The 18,669-nt window shown below is 70.3% G+C and carries 16 protein-coding genes and 2 pseudogenes; 3 read left to right on the top strand and 15 right to left on the bottom strand.

Annotated features, from left to right (window positions below):
* Positions 1–57 precede the first annotated feature (57 nt).
* The 9 genes and pseudogenes from ACFXBC_RS21810 to ACFXBC_RS21770 form a co-directional block, all read right to left on the bottom strand.
* Positions 58–219: pseudogene (locus ACFXBC_RS21810) on the bottom strand (transposase); the annotation flags it as partial.
* 110 nt (positions 220–329) lie between these two features.
* Positions 330–1,040, bottom strand: coding sequence for a group II intron maturase-specific domain-containing protein (locus ACFXBC_RS21805; protein WP_385026772.1), 711 nt, complete (start codon positions 1,038–1,040; stop codon positions 330–332).
* A gap of 92 nt (positions 1,041–1,132) precedes the next feature.
* A complete protein-coding gene (locus tag ACFXBC_RS21800) occupies positions 1,133–1,792 on the bottom strand; it encodes a reverse transcriptase domain-containing protein (RefSeq protein ID WP_385026769.1) in 660 nt (219 codons plus the stop codon).
* 596 nt (positions 1,793–2,388) lie between these two features.
* Positions 2,389–2,799 (bottom strand): annotated as a pseudogene (locus ACFXBC_RS21795) (transposase); the annotation flags it as partial.
* 75 nt (positions 2,800–2,874) lie between these two features.
* Entirely contained in the window at positions 2,875–3,666 is a 792-nt protein-coding gene (locus tag ACFXBC_RS21790) for an SDR family NAD(P)-dependent oxidoreductase (protein ID WP_385026766.1), read from the bottom strand.
* 49 nt (positions 3,667–3,715) lie between these two features.
* Positions 3,716–4,708, bottom strand: a complete 993-nt coding sequence (locus tag ACFXBC_RS21785; RefSeq protein ID WP_385026764.1) for an aldo/keto reductase — start codon at positions 4,706–4,708, stop codon at positions 3,716–3,718.
* A complete protein-coding gene (locus ACFXBC_RS21780) occupies positions 4,695–5,987 on the bottom strand; it encodes a D-arabinono-1,4-lactone oxidase (RefSeq protein WP_385026761.1) in 1,293 nt (430 codons plus the stop codon). The genes ACFXBC_RS21785 and ACFXBC_RS21780 overlap by 14 nt, the downstream gene beginning before the upstream one ends.
* A complete protein-coding gene (locus tag ACFXBC_RS21775) occupies positions 5,984–7,036 on the bottom strand; it encodes a polysaccharide deacetylase family protein (RefSeq protein WP_385026758.1) in 1,053 nt (350 codons plus the stop codon). Before ACFXBC_RS21775 ends, ACFXBC_RS21780 begins: the two co-directional genes overlap by 4 nt.
* A 13-nt stretch (positions 7,037–7,049) precedes the next feature.
* Positions 7,050–7,853, bottom strand: coding sequence for a phytanoyl-CoA dioxygenase family protein (locus ACFXBC_RS21770; RefSeq protein ID WP_385026811.1), 804 nt, complete (start codon positions 7,851–7,853; stop codon positions 7,050–7,052).
* A gap of 779 nt (positions 7,854–8,632) precedes the next feature.
* Here ACFXBC_RS21770 and ACFXBC_RS21765 point away from each other — a divergent pair.
* Both ACFXBC_RS21765 and ACFXBC_RS21760 read left to right on the top strand, forming a co-directional pair.
* Complete coding sequence (locus ACFXBC_RS21765) at positions 8,633–9,832, top strand: tetratricopeptide repeat protein (protein ID WP_385026755.1); 1,200 nt, start codon at positions 8,633–8,635, stop codon at positions 9,830–9,832.
* A 114-nt stretch (positions 9,833–9,946) separates the two neighbouring features.
* Entirely contained in the window at positions 9,947–10,828 is an 882-nt protein-coding gene (locus ACFXBC_RS21760; protein WP_385026752.1) for an aminoglycoside phosphotransferase family protein, read from the top strand.
* Between the two features lie 29 nt (positions 10,829–10,857).
* Here ACFXBC_RS21760 and ACFXBC_RS21755 read toward each other — a convergent pair whose 3' ends face one another.
* The 3 genes from ACFXBC_RS21755 to murC form a co-directional block, all read right to left on the bottom strand.
* Complete coding sequence (locus tag ACFXBC_RS21755) at positions 10,858–11,757, bottom strand: aminoglycoside phosphotransferase family protein (protein ID WP_385026750.1); 900 nt, start codon at positions 11,755–11,757, stop codon at positions 10,858–10,860.
* Positions 11,758–11,917: 160 nt separating this feature from the next.
* Positions 11,918–13,186 (bottom strand): MFS transporter, encoded by a 1,269-nt coding sequence (locus tag ACFXBC_RS21750; RefSeq protein WP_385026746.1) that lies wholly within the window; start codon positions 13,184–13,186, stop codon positions 11,918–11,920.
* 34 nt (positions 13,187–13,220) lie between these two features.
* Positions 13,221–14,684 carry a UDP-N-acetylmuramate--L-alanine ligase gene (murC, locus tag ACFXBC_RS21745; protein ID WP_385026743.1) on the bottom strand — a complete coding sequence of 488 codons (1,464 nt, stop codon included), beginning with the start codon at positions 14,682–14,684 and terminating at the stop codon, positions 13,221–13,223.
* A gap of 135 nt (positions 14,685–14,819) precedes the next feature.
* Between murC and ACFXBC_RS21740 the strand changes: the two genes are divergently transcribed.
* On the top strand, positions 14,820–15,818 hold the full coding sequence (locus ACFXBC_RS21740; protein WP_385026740.1) for a hypothetical protein: 999 nt from the start codon (positions 14,820–14,822) through the stop codon (positions 15,816–15,818).
* Positions 15,819–15,825: 7 nt separating this feature from the next.
* On the opposite strand, the gene ACFXBC_RS21735 is transcribed toward ACFXBC_RS21740, so the two are convergent.
* The 3 genes from ACFXBC_RS21735 to ACFXBC_RS21725 are packed head-to-tail and all read right to left on the bottom strand — an operon-like array spanning position 15,826 to position 18,669.
* The gene (locus tag ACFXBC_RS21735) at positions 15,826–17,103 is read right to left on the bottom strand and encodes a DegT/DnrJ/EryC1/StrS family aminotransferase (RefSeq protein ID WP_385026738.1); all 1,278 of its coding nucleotides are present in this window, start codon (positions 17,101–17,103) and stop codon (positions 15,826–15,828) included.
* A gap of 34 nt (positions 17,104–17,137) precedes the next feature.
* Entirely contained in the window at positions 17,138–17,938 is an 801-nt protein-coding gene (locus ACFXBC_RS21730; RefSeq protein ID WP_385026735.1) for an SDR family NAD(P)-dependent oxidoreductase, read from the bottom strand.
* Positions 17,935–18,669: a cupin domain-containing protein gene (locus tag ACFXBC_RS21725; RefSeq protein WP_385026732.1), complete on the bottom strand. Its 735-nt coding sequence runs from the start codon at positions 18,667–18,669 to the stop codon at positions 17,935–17,937. Before ACFXBC_RS21725 ends, ACFXBC_RS21730 begins: the two co-directional genes overlap by 4 nt.

Genomic DNA, 18,669 nt, shown 5'->3' with positions numbered 1-18,669 from the left:
AGGGCAACGTCAACCGATGAGCTCCAACCCACCGGATCACAAGATCGTTGACAGAACCCTGATCTTGACGTTGATGGCGTCCACGAACAAAACGGGATACACGCGGTCAAGCGGGCGGCTCTGCCACTCGGCCATCCCCTCCATCACCTTGTCGGTAATCGTGGAGATCGTCTGCTTGGACACCTCCGCTCCGTAGACCTCGGCCAGGTGCGCGGAAAGTCGAGTCGGCCCGCAGCGCGGTGCCGGTGTTGCCACCGGTCCGTTTCTGCGGGCCGCTCGCCGAACCGGGCGTGCAGCTCTCACCGCACCCGGCTCCCACGGCTTCTGCGTCAGGCGGTAACGGTTGCGGTCTTGGTCCAGGGGGTGGGGATGCTGTTGCGCCGCCGGTAGCGGGTGACCCGCGTGGAGGCGATGTCGAACAGCTCAACGCCGTCTGCGTGGATGGGCCGCCATCCCCTTGGGGTGCGGAGCCATCGGCGGACGTCGCGCCACCTCCAGCGACGTCGGGCCTTGAGCATCCTGATGACGCGCCACCACACGAAGTGAGACAGCGTGTCCCGGGTGTGCTTGGCCACGGCGTGCCGGAAGTAGGCTGCCCAGCCGCGCGTGATCTGGTTGATCCGGATCAGCACGTCCCTGAGCGGGATCTGCGACGACCTGTGGGTCAGGGCACGGATCTTGCCTCGCAGCGTCCGCAATGCGCGGGCGCCGATAAAGGTGTAGAGGTGCCACTTGTCGGCTGTCCCCCTTCTTGCGGCGCCGCCGGATGCGGAACCCCAGAAAGTCGAACTCCTCGTCCACGTGCACGATCTGTGTCTTCCCGGGGACAGGCGAAGACCGACCGGAGCAAGCACGTGGACGGTCTCTTCATGCAGGGCTTCGGCGTGGTCGCGGGTGCCGAACACCAGAATGACGAAGTCGTCCGCGTAGCGGACGAGCCGCCAGGTGGCGTGGCCCTGCTTCCTGCGCCAGTGGCGCCGTCCCTCGGTATCCATCCGTCCGCCGGGCTCCCAGTCGTGGTGGAAGTGCTCGTCGAGCACCGACAACGCGATGTTGGCCAGCAGTGGGGAGAGGATCCCGCCCTGCGGTGTCCCGGTCGGGCTCCTCGCCGAGTTCGGTGAGGAGCCCAGCCTTAAGGAAGGCTTTGACCAGGGACAGCACACGTTTCCTTCACCCGTCCTCGCACTCGGTCCATCAGGGCCGTGTGATCGATCGAGTCGAAGCACGCCTCGATATCGGCGTCCACCACCCAGTGGTAGCCGCGGCTGCCGTAGAGGTGGATGTCCGAGATCGCGTCGTGTGCCCGCCGGTTGGGCCGGAACCCGAAGGAGACCGGTTTGAAGTCGGCCTCGAAAATCGGTTCCAGTACGAGTTTCAGCGCTGCCTGGACCACCCGGTCGGTGATGGTGGGGATGCCGAGCTTCCGCACCTTGCCGGACCCGCCCGGCTTGGGAATCTTGCGTTCCCGTACCCGCTGCGGGCGGAACTCGCCGCTCATGAGCGCGTTCCGCAGGTCGCCCAGGAACCCCGGGACGCCGATCTCCCGCTCGATCCGGGCGACCGTCAGGCCGTCCGTTCCAGCGGTCTTGGCCCCGCGGTTGCCCGCGACCCGGTCGAACGCCACCTTCAGCGTCGCCGGGGCGTGCACAAAGTTGAACAGGTCATCGAACCGGCGGCCAGGGTCGGCCGCCGCCCAACGGTGGAGCTTGGTCTGCATCTTCGATACCCGCGACGCGGAGCCAAGCGGCTCCGGGTCCGGGGCGCCGCCGTTCGGCGGCGCGTCTTTCGACATTGCAGTCTCCCTTCATCCGTGAAACCGCTGCCGTCCTTCCCCATGTGGCCGGCTCTCCCGGCCTCGGAGTACTACGACGGCTCCGCCCCTCCTGGTCCGTTCGGCCGACGGTGGGCCTATCCCGAACGGCGGATTGTCTGCCCGCCGCCGGGAGCCGTGACCAGGCGGTTCCCGTGTTCACCAGTTGATCGTTTCCCGGAGGAGGCGCCCGACTTTGCCCCTGCGGCATCGCCACGGCTACGCCGCAGGCTTTCACCGTGGCCTCCGGGCGGACGCGAGAAAATCACCGCCCGGGAGTTCCCCGCCCCAGCCATCGAGGAGGGCGCGCACCGCGACCGGCCCAGATCCGTCAGGTTCGAGCCGGTGACCACATTGAGGGAGTAACACGCCGGTTCCTTACGTACACCTTTCCGAGTCGCTCGCCGGACCCGCCCCATCTGACGGTGCTGGACACGTCCCGGCTTTGTCAGGGCCGCTTGCCACCCTCCCCGGCACCTCCCGGATCAGGCTGCCCTCAGCTTCGCCAGCCCGCTGCGACGGCCCGACGGAAGAGGTCTTTCACCCCCTCACGATCAACCAGCGCCTCACGGCGCACTCTCCCCGTGGGTGAGCCCCTTCGCCGACAGCGACAGGACCATCTCGTCCACGCCGGTCAGCCGCCGCTGCCGCTTCCTGACGATCTGCGGCTCGAAGGTGCCGGCCACGTCCCGCGGGACCTTGACCTCGACCGGCCCGACGTCGGTCAGCACGGTCTTCGCCCTCGTCCCGTTGCGGCTGTTGCCGCTGCCGCGGCCCTCGGCATCGTGTTTGTCGTAGCCGAGGTGGTCCGTGATCTCCCCTTCTAGGGCCGACTCCAGGACCCGCTTGGTCAGCTGCTGCAGCAGTCCTCCCTCGCCGGTCAGCTGCAGGCCCTCGCTCCGGGCCCGGTCGACCAGCATCGCGATCAACTGCTCGTCCGACGTGCCGGACCCCGCCACCTCGGCAACAGGCTCCTGCTCGATCGTCATCTCACTCACTTGGCGTCTCCATGATCAACAGATCCGCCGTTTATCAGACACTCCCGATCTCGACCGTGATGGTGTTCAGCGAGAGGCGCGTTGCGCCTCGACGATGAGCCTGCCGCTGCTGTCCGGGGCTCCCCGGCGCTGCAACCAGGCCGCCAGGGCCGGGTACTGGACGGACAGAGCACACGTCATCCGGAGTTTCAGGGGGGCCACGTTGACCTCCCCGAGATCGCGTTCGACTGCCCTGAGCACGGCTCCCGCCACCTGCTCTGGGGTTACGGCCTGCGCTCCGCGGGGCAATGGTGCCCCTGTCCTCGCGAACATGCCCGCTCCCGCGACGAATCCCGGCTGGATCAGGGAGACCCCGACGCCCGCGGGCCGAAGGTCGGTACGGGCCGCGTGCGCGAAACCCCGCAAGCCGAACTTGGACGCCGTGTAGAGCGAGGACTGCGGGGTGGCGGCCTTGCCGGACATCGACCCGATGAGGGCGAGATGCCCCCGGCCGGCCGCGACCATCGCCGGGGCGAGCAGCCGCGTCAGCAGAACGGTCGACCCCAGGTTCACCGAGAGGGCCCGTTCCACCTGCTCCGGGGTGTACTCGAGCAGGTCCCCGCTGGCCGGCAGCGCGGCGTTCGCGACGAGGACTCCGACCCCCGCGCAGTGCTCGGCGAGTGCGATCACGTCCTGGCGATCGGAGAGGTCGGCCGCGAACCATCGGGCGCCCAGCGGCTCGGCCACCTCCCGCAGCGCCCCGGGGTCGCGACCGCTCAGGATCACGTCAGCACCCGCTCCGACGAGTGCGGCGGCGAGTACCCGGCCGATGCCGCCGGTCGCGCCGGTGAGGAGCACCCTCTCTCCTCTGATTTTCATCGACTCAGCTCCCGAGCTAGTTCCGAAGGGACGTCAACCATGACCTGGGTCACCAGCGGTGATGCACCTGGTCCCGTATCCGCGCGTCGTACAGGTCCCGCAGCTGGTCGAGGAGGGGCTGGGGCAGCGGTGCCAACGACCCTACGGCGGCGTTGGCGCGGGCCTGGGCCGTCGAACTCGCGCCAGGGATGACCGAGGTGACGCCCTCCTGCTGGGTCACCCACCGCAGCGCCGCCTGAGCCGGGGTGATCCCGTCGGGTGCGAGCTCCGCGAACTCCGCGGAGGCCTCGACCGCCGTTGCGTAGTCGACGCCGGAGAAGGTCTCGCCGACATCGAACTGTTCGCCGTTCCGGTTGTACGAGCGGTGGTCGTCGGCGGCGAAACGGGTCTCCCGCCGGAACTTCGCGGAAAGCAGCCCCGAGGCGAGCGGCACCCGGGCGAAGACGCCCACGCCTGCCGCAGCCGCCTCCGGCAGGACCCGCTCCAGCGGTTTGCGCCGGAAGATGTTGAGGATGATCTGGACCGAGGCGACACCCGGCCGGCGGATGGCGCTGAGGGCCTGGTCGCATGTCTCGACGCTCACCCCGTAGGCCGCGGTCCGCCCCTCCTCGACCAGCGTGTCCAGGGCGTCGAAGACCGCGTCGGACGCGAACACCTCGTCCGGTGGTGTGTGCAGCTGCACCAGGTCCAGCCGTTCGGTCCCGAGGTTCTCCCGCGAACGGTCCGCCCAGGCACGAAGGTTGTCCAGGGTGAAGGAGCCGGCTTCCTGCGGACCCCGGCGCCCGAACTTCGTCGCCACGGTCGGCCGCTCCGCCGGCGAGGCGCGGAAGTCCCGCAGGAACCTCCCGATCAGCCGCTCGCTGCGGCCATCGCCGTAGACGTCGGCGGTGTCGATGAGGTCGACGCCGCCCTCGACGGCGGCCTCGAGGACGCCCCGGACATCCGCTTCCGGGATGTGGCCCCAGCCGTCCCCGAACTGCCAGGTGCCCAGTCCGACGGCGGAGACCTTCCGGCCCGTCCCGGCCAGTTCACGCCTTTCCATGAGCGCTCCTCCTGTGGTGCGCGGGGAGCGGAACACCGGTCGGGCCTCCGCTCGGGAACACCTCGTCGATGAACTGGTTACCGAACTTGCCGTCCGGGTCCGCCTTGGTGCGCAGTTCGGTGAAGTCCGGCGCACGGCGGTACAGGGAACGGATAGTGGGGCTGCTCATCTCCGTGAGCTTCGCCCAGTGCGGCCGGGCACCCAGCGGGGCCAGACGCTCCTCCACCGCCTCGATCACGGGACGGACGCGGGCGAGATCCCGCGTCCAGGTGAAGTGGAAGGTCACCGAGTCCCTCTCGTGCGCTGGGCTCAGCCACAAGTCGTCACCGCGTACGGTCCGAACCTCGGAGACCTGCAGTACGGGCGCCAGCACGCCGGAGAGTTCCTGGAGCGCCGCGAACGCGGCCGGCGCCGCCTCTCTCGGCAGGAAGTACTCGGACTGCAACTCGTCGCCGTCGTCTCCGGCGCTGCCCGCCAGGGTGTGCGGCAGTCGCTCGTGCCACGGCCCCGGCAGGCCGGCCTGAGGGGTGCAGTGGGACGGGTCGTCGCCTGGCACCGGGGCCAGCGGCCCGTCCGCCAGAGCCCCGAGTTCCAGTTCGGTGGCGGGCCGGTCGGTTCGTCTCTTGAGCCACAGGACGGCGTCGTCGCGCCACAGGGTGAATGCGCTGACGCTGTAGGCCGCCCCGAACGCCTCGTCGAAGCGGGCGCACAGCTCGTCGAGGGACACGGCGGTCCGCAGCGACTGCGCCACTTCGAAGGATGGCTCGATCTCCAGGGTCAGCCTGGCGGTGACCCCCAGTGCTCCGAGCGATACCACCGAGCCGGTGAACGCGTCGCCGTCGACGTCGCGGCGCAGGGTGGTCAGATCTCCCTCCGGTCCGACGAGTTCGACGCCTGCCACTGATGCGGCAAGGCATCGCTGCCCGTCGCCCGAACCGTGGGTCGCGGAGGCAGCCGCCCCCGCGACGGTGATGTCAGGCAGCGAGGCCAGGTTCGCCAGGGCGTATCCCGCCTCGTGCAACTCGGCCGAGAGATGTGCGTAGCGGACGCCGGCGCCGACCGTGACGGTCCCAGATCCGGCGTCGATGCGGATCTCCGGTGGCAGGCCGTCGAGACGAACGAGGGTGCCACCGGTGGCGAGGATGCCGCTGAAGGAGTGGCCGGCGCCGAGCGCCCGTATCCGTTCACCGCGCGCGACGACGTGCCGCAGTTCCTCGAGGGACGCCGGCCGTTCAACGGAGGCTGTGCCGAGGTCGATGTTTCCTGCCCAGTTCTTCACGCGACACCTGCCGGGCGGGCTCTGGCACAGTCGGACATGGCCTCCGCCAGGACGAACTCGTATCCGCGTGCCAGCAGCCCCTCGATGATCGGGGCGAGGGAGTCGACCGTAGGCGACCGGTCACCCCCGCCGTCGTGGAGGAGTACGACGGAGCCGGGGCGCACGTCGGCCAGGACGTCCCGGGCGATCACGTCGGCCGGGCGCAGGGCCCAGTCGTCGGGGGCGACGTCCCAGAGAACCGTGGTGGTCCCGGATTCGCGGAGCCATCCGAGGACCTCCGGTGTACGGGCCCCGTAGGGCGGGCGGAACAGGTGGGGCACGTCACCGCCCGTGGCCTGCGCGATCGCTTCCCCCGCACGGTCGATCTGTTCGGTCAGCCCGGCCCGGGTGAGCTCGGGCAGGAACGGGTGCGACCAGGTGTGGTTGCCTATCGTGTGTCCCTGCTCGCGCATGCGCAGCAGCTGTTCGCCGCCCTCTCCCGCCACGTGGATGCCGCAGCAGAAGAAGGTGGCCGGGACCTCGTAGCGTTCCAGCACGTCGAGGACCCGGCGAGTGTATCGCGGCAGGGGGCCGTCATCGAAGGTGAGAGCGACCTGTTTGCTCGTACGGTCTCCGTGGCTGAACAGGAGTCCCGACGACTCCAACTCCAGGTCGGCCTCGGCCGATCCGGCGATCCAGGCGGCGAGCAAGTCCTCCCGGCATGTCTGGGTGCCGCGGTGCCGTTCCAGTTCGACCAGGGCGTCCGCGTGGAGTGCCGCGGCTCGCGCGATCTGCTCGGCCTCGACCGAACCGAACCGGGGGGCGGAGGGGAGCAGAGCAGGGTCGGCGCGGTGGACGCGCAGGCCGGCGGCCATCAGGCGGCCATCGATGGTTCCGTTGGTGCTGTCGACCACGAGGGTCGTCGGGGCGTCGAGTCCCTTGAGCAGGGAAACGAGTTCGGGCACCCGGTGCGAGGGGTGGCCGGTGGGCTCCAGGACGGTGCGGCCTGCCTCGTCGACTACTGCGAGGCGGTATCCGTCCCGGTGCCAGGATATTCCTGCGTACAGCATGGTTCCCCCTCGCTCACTCGGGCTTTGAGTAGACGCTGAAGTGGCGTTCGGCAAAGAGTTCCGGCCAGTCCTCGCGCGCCAGCCCGTTCCGGCGTGCACGCCGGAACGTCTCCCGCCAGTAGGGCTTGACCGGTGGCCACAGCGTCCCGGTCTGACAGTAGGAGGCATCCACGAAGTACCGGGGGCGGCCGGCGGCGTGTGGCTTGGCGCGGCGGGCGTGGAAGAGGGCCGAGTTGAGCAGGATGGTCGAACCCTCCGGCAGCTCCTCGATGTACTCCTCTCCTGGCAGCACCGCTGTACCGAGGTGCCAGCGCGCCCCCTTGGCGGTGACTTCACGGTGGGAACCGGGCAGGACGGCGAGTCCGGCCATATCCGGTTTCATACCGTCCAGGTAGTGCAACGCGTGGATCATGGTGTGCGGGCGGTCCTGCGGAAGGTGCTGCTCGTAGTCGTGGTGCCAGGGCTTGCCTGGCAGGGAGGGCGCGTGCCGGTCGCTGTGCAGGTGGTGGAAGACGAAGTCCCGTCCCATCAGCTGCCTCAGGATCTGGAACAGGGGCTCGTGGGTGAGCAGTTCACCGTGGGCGGGGAGGTCCAGCTCCATCACGTCCGGCACGCCATGGGTGTCGGGATCGAGGGCCGAGGCGATCGACTGTGCGCGCAATCCCGCGTCGACCCAGTGGTCGACCTCCGGCTTGAGACGGTCCACCAAGTCCATGGTGAGGAAACCGGGCAGCGCGAGATAGCCGCTGTCCTGGAACTGCCGGACCTGTTCGCCGTCCAGCCGCAGTGTTGCCGCGGGTGCGGCAGGGGTCTGCATAGGCACGGATTCGACTCCGTTCTTGTTCGGTGGGCGCGGGGGTGATCCGGTACGGCGGATCCGCGGGCGTTTCTCGCCCCTCTCCGGTACCGGGTGACCGGGTCCGGCCCCCGCGACGGATGTGTTTGCCAGATCTTGCCAATAGAGTTGACTAGTTCGGAACCGGTGGAGTGCAGGTGATTTTCGGGCCACCGGGAGCTTGCCGACCTCGACCCGTTGCCCACTTGGGCCGCCGGGCGCCGGGCTGGATCCCCGCAGTCCCGCTCGCGGTCGTCGCGATCCACCGCCGGTGACACCGTCCGTCTTGTGCGCGGCCGATCGAGAAATTGCTGGTGGACGCCCCGAGCGATCACCGGGCCTCCGGTGGGGCCTCGTCGGGCCGTGCACCGGAGGGCGCTTGACGGGAAGCACACCACCGGGGCCACGAGACGTGCCGGTGTTCCGGTCCGGCCTGTCGCCGTTTCGTGAAACCGGCAAGGCCGAGCCCAAGCCCTTACCGCTGACTTGCCAAGAATAGTATCGACTGGTTCTCTCATTTGGCAATGCTTGCCAAGGGGCAACTTGCGTTCACCCTGCCGGTTGCTGCACGAGCACCACCTCTGGTGCCGGTCATTGGCGAGACTTTGTCAAACATGCAGCTCGGAGATAGGATCCTTGTTGCCTGAACCGCGTGAGCAGGGGGCAGTTCCTCTGCCAGCCAACCTGACGCTCCAAGGAGGGCCGCTTTCGCGCATCACGCGTGGTTCACCCCCTGTCCGGACGATGCTGGGATTCGCCAGGTGCAACAGCCCCATTTTGGCCGCCGCCTCAAGCAGTTGAGGACTGAACGCGGCCTGTCGCAGTCCGCGCTCGTCGGGGACGGCATGTCCACGGGATACCTCTCGCGGCTGGAATCAGGGGCACGGAGACCTACCGACCGGGCCGTCGACTACCTGTGCCGACGGCTCGGCGTGGAGCGGGAGGCCTTCGAGGAGCCGGGCAGGCGTCCCTTCCTCCAGGCCCTCGCCATCGCCTCCTCGGGCGAGGCGCCCGCCGCAGAAGTCGACGAACTGCTGGGTGGGTCGGATGCCGAGGACCCCGCCCTCCAGTGGCACGCCTTCTGGCTGATCGCAGGGCGCAAACAGCGGCAGGGGCAGGTTGCGCAGGCGCGCGACGGTTTCAGGGAAGCGGTCCGGATCGCCGACGAACTGGACGTCCCTGAGCTGCGTTGCCGTGCGCGTACCCAACTAGCCCGGTGCCTGCGCTCCCTGGGCGAGTTCGACGACGCGCTGACTGTCGCCGAGCAGGCGTACCGGGTGACGCGCGACGCGGAGCTGCCCGGGCCCGAGGCCGGCGCGGCACTGCTCACTCTCATCTCCTGCGAGGCCGAGACCGGCCGGCTGCCGGACGCACGCGCACACGCCGACGAACTGCTCGGACTCGTCGGCGACTCCGACGGCGCCCCGGCGGCAGAGGCGCGCTGGGCCTCCGCGACCGTCCGGGTCCGCCAGGGCGATTACGACGGCGCCCAGCGACTGCTGGGTGAAGCGCTCGACCGGCTGGCCAGCGGCGACGACCTGCTGCTCTGGCTCCGGCTGCGCCTGGCTGCAGCCTCCCTCTCCCTTCAGTCCCGCCCCCCGCTGGTCACGAGGGCCGCGGCTCTCCTCGCGGAGGCGGAGCCCGCGGTCGCACTGGTCGGCACGGACGTGACCCGGCAGGAGCTGGCCGCGCTCCGGGCTCGCCTGGCCTTCCACCAGGACCGTCTCGACGACGCCCGGGAGATCGTCCGCTCACTACGCGACGAACCGCAGCGCCTCAGCCATCGCGATCAACTCAGGTTCCAGGTCCTGGAGGCCCAGCTCATGATTCTCGGGGGCGAGCGAACCGAGGGGGCGCAACGACTGCGGCGGCTGGGCGAGGAAGCGCAGCGCGGAGCCGACGTGGACCTCGCGGCCGAGGCGTGGCGCCTGCTCGCGGAGTCGCTGGTTCCGGAGGAATGAGAGCCGGCCCGGCGTGGCGCCTCCCAGGGGCGCCGTCGAGCAACTGGCCAGGGTGCACGGCTTTGACAGGCCGCCACACAGCGGAGCGAAAAGGGAGTGATGCACGGTATGCGCATGCACGCGAACGAGGCACGGACCGACGAGTCGCTCGTGCGTTCCCTGCTGCGCGGCCAGTTCCGTCACCTGGCGGGCCTGCCCATCAGGCGACTGGCGTCCGGCGGCACCACCAACGCGATCTACCGTGTGGGAACGGGGGCCACCGTCCGGCTGCCCCTGTTGCCCGGTGGCGTCGAGGCGCTGGAGCGCGAGGTGCGCTGGTTGTCGCGGCTCGCCCCGTCGCTGCCGTTCCCGATCCCCGAGGTCATCGGGCTCGGAGAGCCGGCCGAAGGCTACCCCCACCGGTGGGCCCTGCACCGGTGGGTGGCGGGCGAGGTGCTGGTGGAGGGCTGCACGGATGGTCAGCGGACGCTGGCGCGGGACCTGGCCGCTTTCGTGACCGCGTTGCGCGGAATCGATCCCGAGGGCGGCCCCCGCTCGTACCGGGGAAGCCCGCCGGTGAGCGTGGACACGGAGACGCGCGACGCGATCGATGCCCTGCGGCGCACCGAGGAACCCTTCGAACCGGACGCGCTGCTCGCCGCCTGGGATTCGGTCCTGCGGGTCCCGCACTGGACGGGACGGGACCAGTGGTCCCACTCCGATCTGATGCCGTCGAACCTGCTGGGGGCCGACGGCCGGCTGACCGCTGTGCTCGACTTCGGCACCGTCGGCGTGGGGGATCCGGCCATCGATCTCATCCCCGCGTGGAACCTGCTATCCCCGGCTGGCCGGTCCCGCTTCCATGACGCTGTCGACGTCGATGAGGCCACCTGGGCCCGGGGGCGCGGCTGGGCTCTGTCCATGGCGCTCATCCAACTGCCGTACTACCGGCGCACCAACCCCGTCATCGCCGCCAACGCCCGCCACACCATCGGCCAGGTGCTGGCCGCCCGCTGACGGCGCCCGCTCCGGCGGCGTGGCCGTCTTCAGCCGATGAGGGCCTGGGTGATCTGCCTGGTGGTCTGCGCGGCGACCCAGGGGTTCACCGCTGCGTAGTTGCTGTAGGCGTTGAGCCCGGTGGCCAGGGCCCACCCGCGGCCCCGCATCCACGTGGCGTCGTCCACGCCGAGGGCGGCGCGGAACAGCCGCCGGCACCGGGGAGACATGAGCGTGAAGGCGATGGTGAGATCGCAGGCCGGATCACCGAAGCCCAGTTCACCGAAGTCGATGACGGCGCTGAGACAGCCGGCGACCGTCAGCAGATTGCCGGTGTGGAGATCGCCGTGACACCAGACCGGCGGCCGGTCCCACGCCGGGGCGGCGAGTGCGGCGTCCCACAAGCCGGTCATGGCGCAGGCGTCGAAGACGTCGCGGGTCTTCGCGATGGCCTCGCGGGTGGCCCGGTCCCGGACTGCCAGCGGCGCCACGGTGAGGCCGTCCCCGGAGCGCTCGGGGGCCGTGGGCACCGGTACGGCACAGTGGAGGGCGAGCAGGAACTCCGCCAGGGCCGTGGCCGCCCCGGCTGAGTCGGACAGTGCGTCGGACGTCGCCCTCTCCCCTTCCAGCCAGCGGGCGAGCGACCACTTCCACGGGTATCCGAAGGCGGGCTCGCCGACACCGAGCGGCACGGGTACGGCCAGCGGCAGGTGGGGCGCGAGCAGCGGCAGCCACCTCAGCTCCCGCTCCGCTTGGCCTACCGCTCCCGGGTGACGCGGCAGCCGGACCGCCAGTTCGTCCCCCAGCCGGTAGATCACGTGGTCCGACCCTGCCGGATCGACCAGCCTCACAGGCAACTCGGCCCATTGGGGGAACTGGGCGCCTACCAGACGTGTGGCCAGACCGGCATCGATCGCGGGCCGGTTGTTCGCACTGCTCTCGATGCTCAACTGCTCTCGATCCTCACGTGTGTTCTCCGGGCAGCTCGTCCGTACGGTCCTGGGCCGCGGACGCCATGACAGTGCGGACGCTCCCGCTCCACCACCATTTTCCCGTCCCTGCCAGCGTCAACGTGGCTGCGGCCGCCACGTGCCGGGCGGCGACCAACCGTCAGGTCCCGGATGGGCGCGGTTCTGCGACAGCCGGAGGCAGGTTCCGCACGGCGGGAATTGCGAGGAGTACCACGATCACCGCCAGGTTGACCACGGTCGAGACCGCAAGGAGCCGGTGGGCGCCGACGTGCTGGGCGACCGGACCCGCGAGGGCACGACCCGCGGCCAGGGACAGCACGGAGCCGGTCACGTCATAGGCGTTGAGCCGGTTGAGCGCGGCTCGCGGGATGTGCGTCTGCATCGAGGTGCTCCACATCACGACCCAGAAAGCCAGCCCCGCGCCACCGGCGAAGAGGGCGGCGGCGATCAGGGAGGCCGGAGCGGAGACCGCGAGGGCGAAGGTGCTGAGGGCTACCCCAAGCAGGGCCAGCGTCCCCGCGGCGAGGGGCCTGCGAGGACTGGTCCGGAAGGCCACGAGTCCGCCAGCGACGTTCCCCGCCCCCTGGACGGCCATCATCAGGCCGAAGACGCCCGGCCCGTGGTCCTCGGTGATGAGGACCGCCTGGAGGGGGAGTTGCGCGCCGAGCGAAGCCAGCGAGTACACGGTCCACACCGCGATCACCGTCCACAGCCAGGTCCGCGAACGGAACTCACGCCATCCCTCGGTCAGGTCAAAGAGCAGGGACGTCCCCCGCGGCGCCGTCGCCGTCCGCCGGCGCATCAGGGCGAGGCACAGTCCGCTGAGCGCGAAGGTGGCGGCGTCGACGAGGAAGAGGGTTGAGGCGCTGCTGAACCCGGCTATGACGCCGGCGACTGCGGGACCGGCCGTCATCATCAGCGACTCCGTCACCCGGATGGCGGCGTTGGCCTGACGGACCGAGTCCGTTACGGAGGGGATGGTGCTCGCGATGCCGGGCTGGAACAGGGCTGCGCCCACCCCGTTGACGGCGCTGAGCAGGTAGACCAGGCCGAGAGGCGGGGTGTCGGTGGTGAACAGGACGGCAAGGCCGATCGTCACCACAGCCCGTCCCGCATCGGCGAGGATCATGAGAGTGCGGGCGGAGAAGCGGTCGGCCAGGACCCCGCTGAAGAGCACCAGACCACCGAAGCACGCCGTCCAGGCTCCGAGGGCGAAGGAGACCGCAGAGGCACCGTGCCCGGTGGCGACGAGTCCGAGGGAGAGGGCGACGGGCACCATGCCGTCGCCGAACCGGGACACGGTCCTGGAGAGGAAGAACACCAGGAACTCGCGGTTCCGTCTGAGTCCGGCTGCCCCGGGCCCGGCCGTTTTGGCCGCTGACGCGGGTGATGCCTCGTGCGTTTCCATGTTGCTTCGTCTCCGGTCCGTGGGGACTCCCACGTCAGTTCTCCGCCGTGGCCCTCAGCAGGGCCAAGTACTCCGGACCGACCGTGGTGATGTCACCGGTCCCCACGGTCAGTACGAGGTCGCCGGGGCGTGCGATTTGGGCCAGGCGGGGCACAACCTCGGCGCGCTCGGGGCAGTAGTGGACGCGATCCGCCGGCAGCGGCACCCGGTCCGCGACCAGCGCCCCCGTGATCCCCTCGATGGGCTTCTCCCGGGCGCGCGAGACATCAGCAACGATCACTTCGTCGGCCTGGCCCAGAGCGGCGGCGAATTCGGCGGGGAAACGGCGGGTGGTGGTGAAGAGGGGCGGCTGGAAGACCACGACCAGCCGGCCGTCCCCTGCCACCTGCCGGGCCGCCCGCAGCTGCGCCGTGACCTTCGTCGGATTGTGCGCGTAGTCGTCGTAGACGCGGATCCCGGCCTCCGTGCCCCGGAACTCGAAACGTCGTGCGACCCCCCGGTACTCGGCGAGACCCTCGACGACGCGCTCGACGGGCAGACCGAGTTCGAGCGCGGCCAGGAGCGCCGCGGCCGAGTTCTGCGCCATGTGGTGGCCGGGGGACGCGATGCGGACGGTCGGCAGCGGCGCCCCGCCGAGGGCGCAGTCGTAGGTGGTGCCATCGGCCGTCACGGTGATCCCCGAGAGGCGCAGGTCGGCCCCGGGTGACTCCCCGAAGGTGCGTACCCGCATGTGGGGGCGGGTGAGTTCCGCCAGGCGGGCGGCGCCCGGGTCGTCGGCGTTGACGACGAGGACACCGCCCGGTGTGACGCGGTGCGCGAATTCCTCGAAGACCCTCGCGTACCGCTCGGGAGTGCCGTGGAAGTCGAGGTGGTCGTCACTGCCGACGTTGGTGACGATGGCGACCTCGGGGGAGAGCAGCAGGAAGGAGCCGTCGCTCTCGTCGGCCTCGGCGATGAATAGTCCTCCCGCCCCGTGGTGCGCGTTTGTGCCGAAGCCGCTCAGTTCGGAGCCGATCGCGAAGGACGGTTCGGCTCCGCAGTGCTGCGCGACCGTCGTCAGCATGCCGGAGGTCGAGGTCTTGCCCGCCGTGCCGGCCACCGCGACCCTCCGGTGCCCCTCCATGACGCCGGCCAGCGCCGCGGCGCGCGGCATCACTCGCAGGCCGAGCGCGCGGGCGTGTGCCAGCTCCGGGTTGTCCTGGGCAACGGCGCCCGACACGACGACAGTGCCCGTCTGCGGCAGGTGAGCCGGGTCGTGGCCGACGTGCGCGTCGATGTCGAGGGCGCGCAGGGCAGACAGCCGGGGCGACTCCTTCGCGTCGGTGCCGGAGACCGCTACGCCCCGCTGGGCGAGGAGCCGAGCGATAGCGCTCATGCCGGCACCCCCGATGCCGACGAAGTGGACGGGGGCCAGTAGCCGGCCCTCGGGCTCCGCCCCGTCCGCAGGACGGGCGGGCCGGGTGTCGGGGGAGGGGGTGAGCGTGCTCTGCTCCGTCATGCCGGGCCTCTCGCAGCTGTGTTCAGGATTAGGCAAACATTGCCAGTCTTGGGCAAGGTTTGGCAAGAGTGTGTCGGTGCGGCTACGTTGACGACGTTGCCAAGTACGTCATGAAGGTTCGGGAAGGGGCCTGGCATGCCAGTTGTCGCGGGACGATCGCTGCCTGCGGAATGGGGGGACGAGGCCACCGGGTACGGTGCCAAATGGCTCGCCGCACCGGCCCTTGCACGGCTGGTCTCGGCCTTCGCCCTCCATCCCGACGAGCGGCGCCTGGCCGCGGCGCTCGCCGCGGGGGCGCCCCGTGAGACCGGCGTGCTGGCACGGCTGGACGCGTTCACCGACAGGTGGGACACCCGCGGAGGCAAGGAGCGGCGCGAAGCCCGTGCACTGGAGATGACGAGCCATCAGGAGGCGATGGTGCTGGAGGCGGCCACCGCGCTCGGACTTCGCGGCGGCCCCCCGGCGCGGTTCTCCACCTACGACCACGTGCTGGTGCTGGGCGGGACCTTGAGGGGGTGCCGTGTCCGTACCGGCGAGGCGGCGCGGCTGCTGAACAGCGGGCGGCTCGGCGCGAAGGCCGTCACCGCGCTCGGGGGCCACCGGCCCTTCTCGCCTGAGGAGTTCACTCATGCCGCAGCCATCGGGCACTCTCACCTCCGTGAGGAGTTCCAGGCACTTGACTCCTGCGCACGGGAGATGTTCGGCCTGGGCGAACCCGAGCGGGTCGTCGGGGAGGACTCCGCCGAGATCGGTGCGACCTGGGGAGTACGGCATTACCGGAACACGGTGGGGCTGCCGGTGCGGGTGGCCGCCGCGCCCTCGCGGACACCCGGCCGCCGCGCCGACACCGCCGACACGTACGCGTTCTTCGCCGATCGGCTCGGTCAACTCCGTTCGGAATCACAACTGTTGCTGGTTACCAGCGCCGTCAACGTGCCCGCTCAGCACTTCACGGCGTTGCGCATGCTGGCGCTGCCGTACGGCGCCCGCATCGACACCGTCGGACACACGGCGGAATCGGTGCCGCCGGCCCTTGCCTGGGCCCTGAGCGCCACCGAGTACCTGCTGGAGATCCGGTCCGCCGTACGGGCGCTGCGGCGCCTGCGCGAGGCCTCGGCCGTGCAGGGGGCGTGAACACTCATCATTGCGGCAGCCGCGTGCGAGGGTCGAGCACGCGCCGGAAGGCCTCGGCGATGTCCTCCATGTCCCTCTCCTCACCGAGGAGGGCCGCGTGGTGGAAGGTGAGAAAGGACCGGGCCGCCCGTTCGGCGACCGGCAGGGCGCGCCGGCCGCGGGTCAGCCGGTCGAGGTGGCAGGCCCCGATGCCGAACCGTGGGCGTGAGGCCGGGTCGTACAGCGGGCTGGCGTACAGCGGTGTGTACACCGGCTTCACGTGCAGACCGAGTTCGGCCGTGAGGGCACCGGCCACTGCCTTGGCCGACGTCGTCCTCAGCACCTCGTCGGGCAGACCGACCGCGTATCCGAAGTAGGTGCGTTCCGTGGTACCGGGTGAGGTCCGCTGCGGGACGAGTCCCATCCGGCCCAGCAGACAGTCGAGGATCTCCGCGTTGGTCCGCCGCAGGGCGTTCAGTGGGCCGAGCTCGTCGAGCTGGGCTGTCAGCAGCGCGGACTGGAACTCCGAGAGGCAGCGGTTACTGCCCATCAGCTCGCCGCTCTCGACCAGTTCGGGGAGGCCGAGGGCCGGCGGGGCCGTGCTCCGGCACCGGCCGTCGGCGCGCAGATGCTCAATTCGGCGGGCGATGCGTGCGTCGTTCGTGACCGCCGCACCACCCTCCCCGCTGCTGAGCAGTTTGGTGTGGTGCATGCTGAAGGTGCCCACGTCACCGATGGTGCCTACTTTCCGGCCCCGGTAGGCGGCGCCGTGTGCCTGGGCGCTGTCCTCGATCAGGGCGAGCCCGTGCCGGTCGGCGACCGCTCTCAGAGCGGCAAGTTCGGCGACCGCCGAGTACAGGTGCACCACCACCACCGCCTTGGTCGCGGATGTGATGGCGGCCTCCGCCGCGGCCGGGTCGAGGCAGAGTGTGCCGGGGTCCACGTCGGCGAAGACCGGTACCGCGTTGACCCCCAGCACCGTCGAGGCCGACGCCGCCCAGGAGAGCGCGGGCACGATCACCTCGTCGCCGGCGCCCACCCCGCACGCTTCGAGCGCCGTCATGAGGGAGGCGGTGCCACTGGCGGTCGGGATGCAGTTGCGGACGCCGAGGTAGTCGGCGAACCGGGCTGCGAACCGCTGCTCCTGCGTGGGATTCCCGTCGTACGGGCTCGCGATGGACCAGCGTCCCGAGTGCAGGACCTCCAGCAGGGCCTGCTCGGCTCCCGCCGCCGGCCGAGGCCAGCGGGGCCAGGGCCGGCCTGCGCGGAGCGGTGTGCGGCCGCGGAGCGGGGGTGCTGTGCTCATCGGGGACCTCCTTGCCTTGGTGCGGGCGGTGGCATCAGAGCAGACCGCGGATGGTGCCGCCGTCCACGCCCCAGACCGAACCAGTCACGAAGGACGCGGCGTCCGAGGCGAGGAAGGTGATGACCCGGGCGACCTCGTCGGGGGTGCCCATCCGTCCGAGCGGCAACTGCCGCTTGCTCAACTCGTACTCCACCGCCTCGCGCGCGTCGCGGGCGTGGACGTCACCAAGCGTGTCGGCGAAGCCTCCCGGGCGGGTCCACAGCGGAGTCCACACCGGGCCGGGTGCGACCGCGTTGACCCGGACCGCCGGCCCTTCCGAGAGCGCCAGGCTCTTGGTCAGGCTGACAAGCGCGACCTTGGAGACCTGGTAGTCGGCCGGTCCTGCCTCCGGCTGGCGGGCCAGGTCGGAGGCATTGTTGACGATGCTTCCGCGGCCGCGCTCCCGCATCCCGGGCAGCACGAGACGCGTCGCTCGCACCGCACTCATGAAGTTGATCTCGAAGGTGTCCCGCCAGTCCTGGTCGGAGAGTTCGTCGAACGTCCGGGCCCGGCACTGGCCGACGTTGTTGACCAGGACGTCCGCGCCGCCGCCGAGCTCCGCCAGCGCGGCGCCGATCGTCTCGTTCACGCCCTTCGCCGTCGAGAGGTCGCCGGGGACGACCGCGACCTCAACCGTGCCTTCCAGCTCCGCCTTCAGCGTCTTGAGTCCGGTCTCGTCCCGGTCGAGCAGAGCCAGCCTGGCTCCCTCGGCCGCCAGCGCCCGGGCCGTCTCGGCTCCGATGCCGCCGGCGGCTCCCGTGACGATGGCCCGCTGTCCTTCGATCCCCAGCTTCACCTGATCCCCACCTCCGTACGAATAACCCTCAGCAGTTCGAATGCGTGTGTGTTCTCCACGGTGCAGACGTACTTCGGCGGCACGGCCACCGAGAGCCCGGCCTCGTCCCGGTACTCCACACCGCCGGTGCCGATCACCGCGCTGCCCTCCAGCACGTGCAGAACCACGCTGCGGTCCTGTGGCACGACTTCCTCGATCCGGACGCCGGGCGGGATCTCCAGCAGTTGGAACTCCTGCCAGTCGCCCGTGAAGTACGACTTCAGGTCCACCTGGGCCATGCGGTGGTCCCCCCGCGGGGCGAGCAGTTCCGGCACGCGCACGATCGCGGGGTCTGCGGCGGGGCCCGTGCCGGGGAAAACCTCGGTGACGAAGAAGTGCATGTCGCTGTCGCCGTGGTTGGCTATCGCGTGGGCCGCGCCGATCGGGGTGGTGACGAGGTCACCGGCCGCCACCTCGAACTCTTCCCCGTTCATGGTGAGAACGGCCCGGCCGGAGACGATGTAGTAGATCTCCTCGGTGCGCAGGTGGACGTGTTCGCCGACCGAGGCTCCCGGCTCGATCACTACGTACTCGACGCAGTTCCACTCGCCTTCCAGATGCATGCCGTTCATCAGCATCTTCCAACGGCAGACCCCTTCCCCGCCCACCTGGCGGTGGGTGACCGCGGGGCCGGAGATGTCGTTGGCGATCGGGCCGAAGGGGCGGCGCTCGCCGCGTACCACTGTCGCCAT

Source organism: Streptomyces sp. NPDC059398 (assembly GCF_042751845.1).
Taxonomy (GTDB): Bacteria; Actinomycetota; Actinomycetes; order Streptomycetales; family Streptomycetaceae; genus Streptomyces.
The sequence above is the reverse complement of the archived record's forward strand: the minus strand, read 5'-3'. Positions and strand labels throughout refer to the sequence as shown.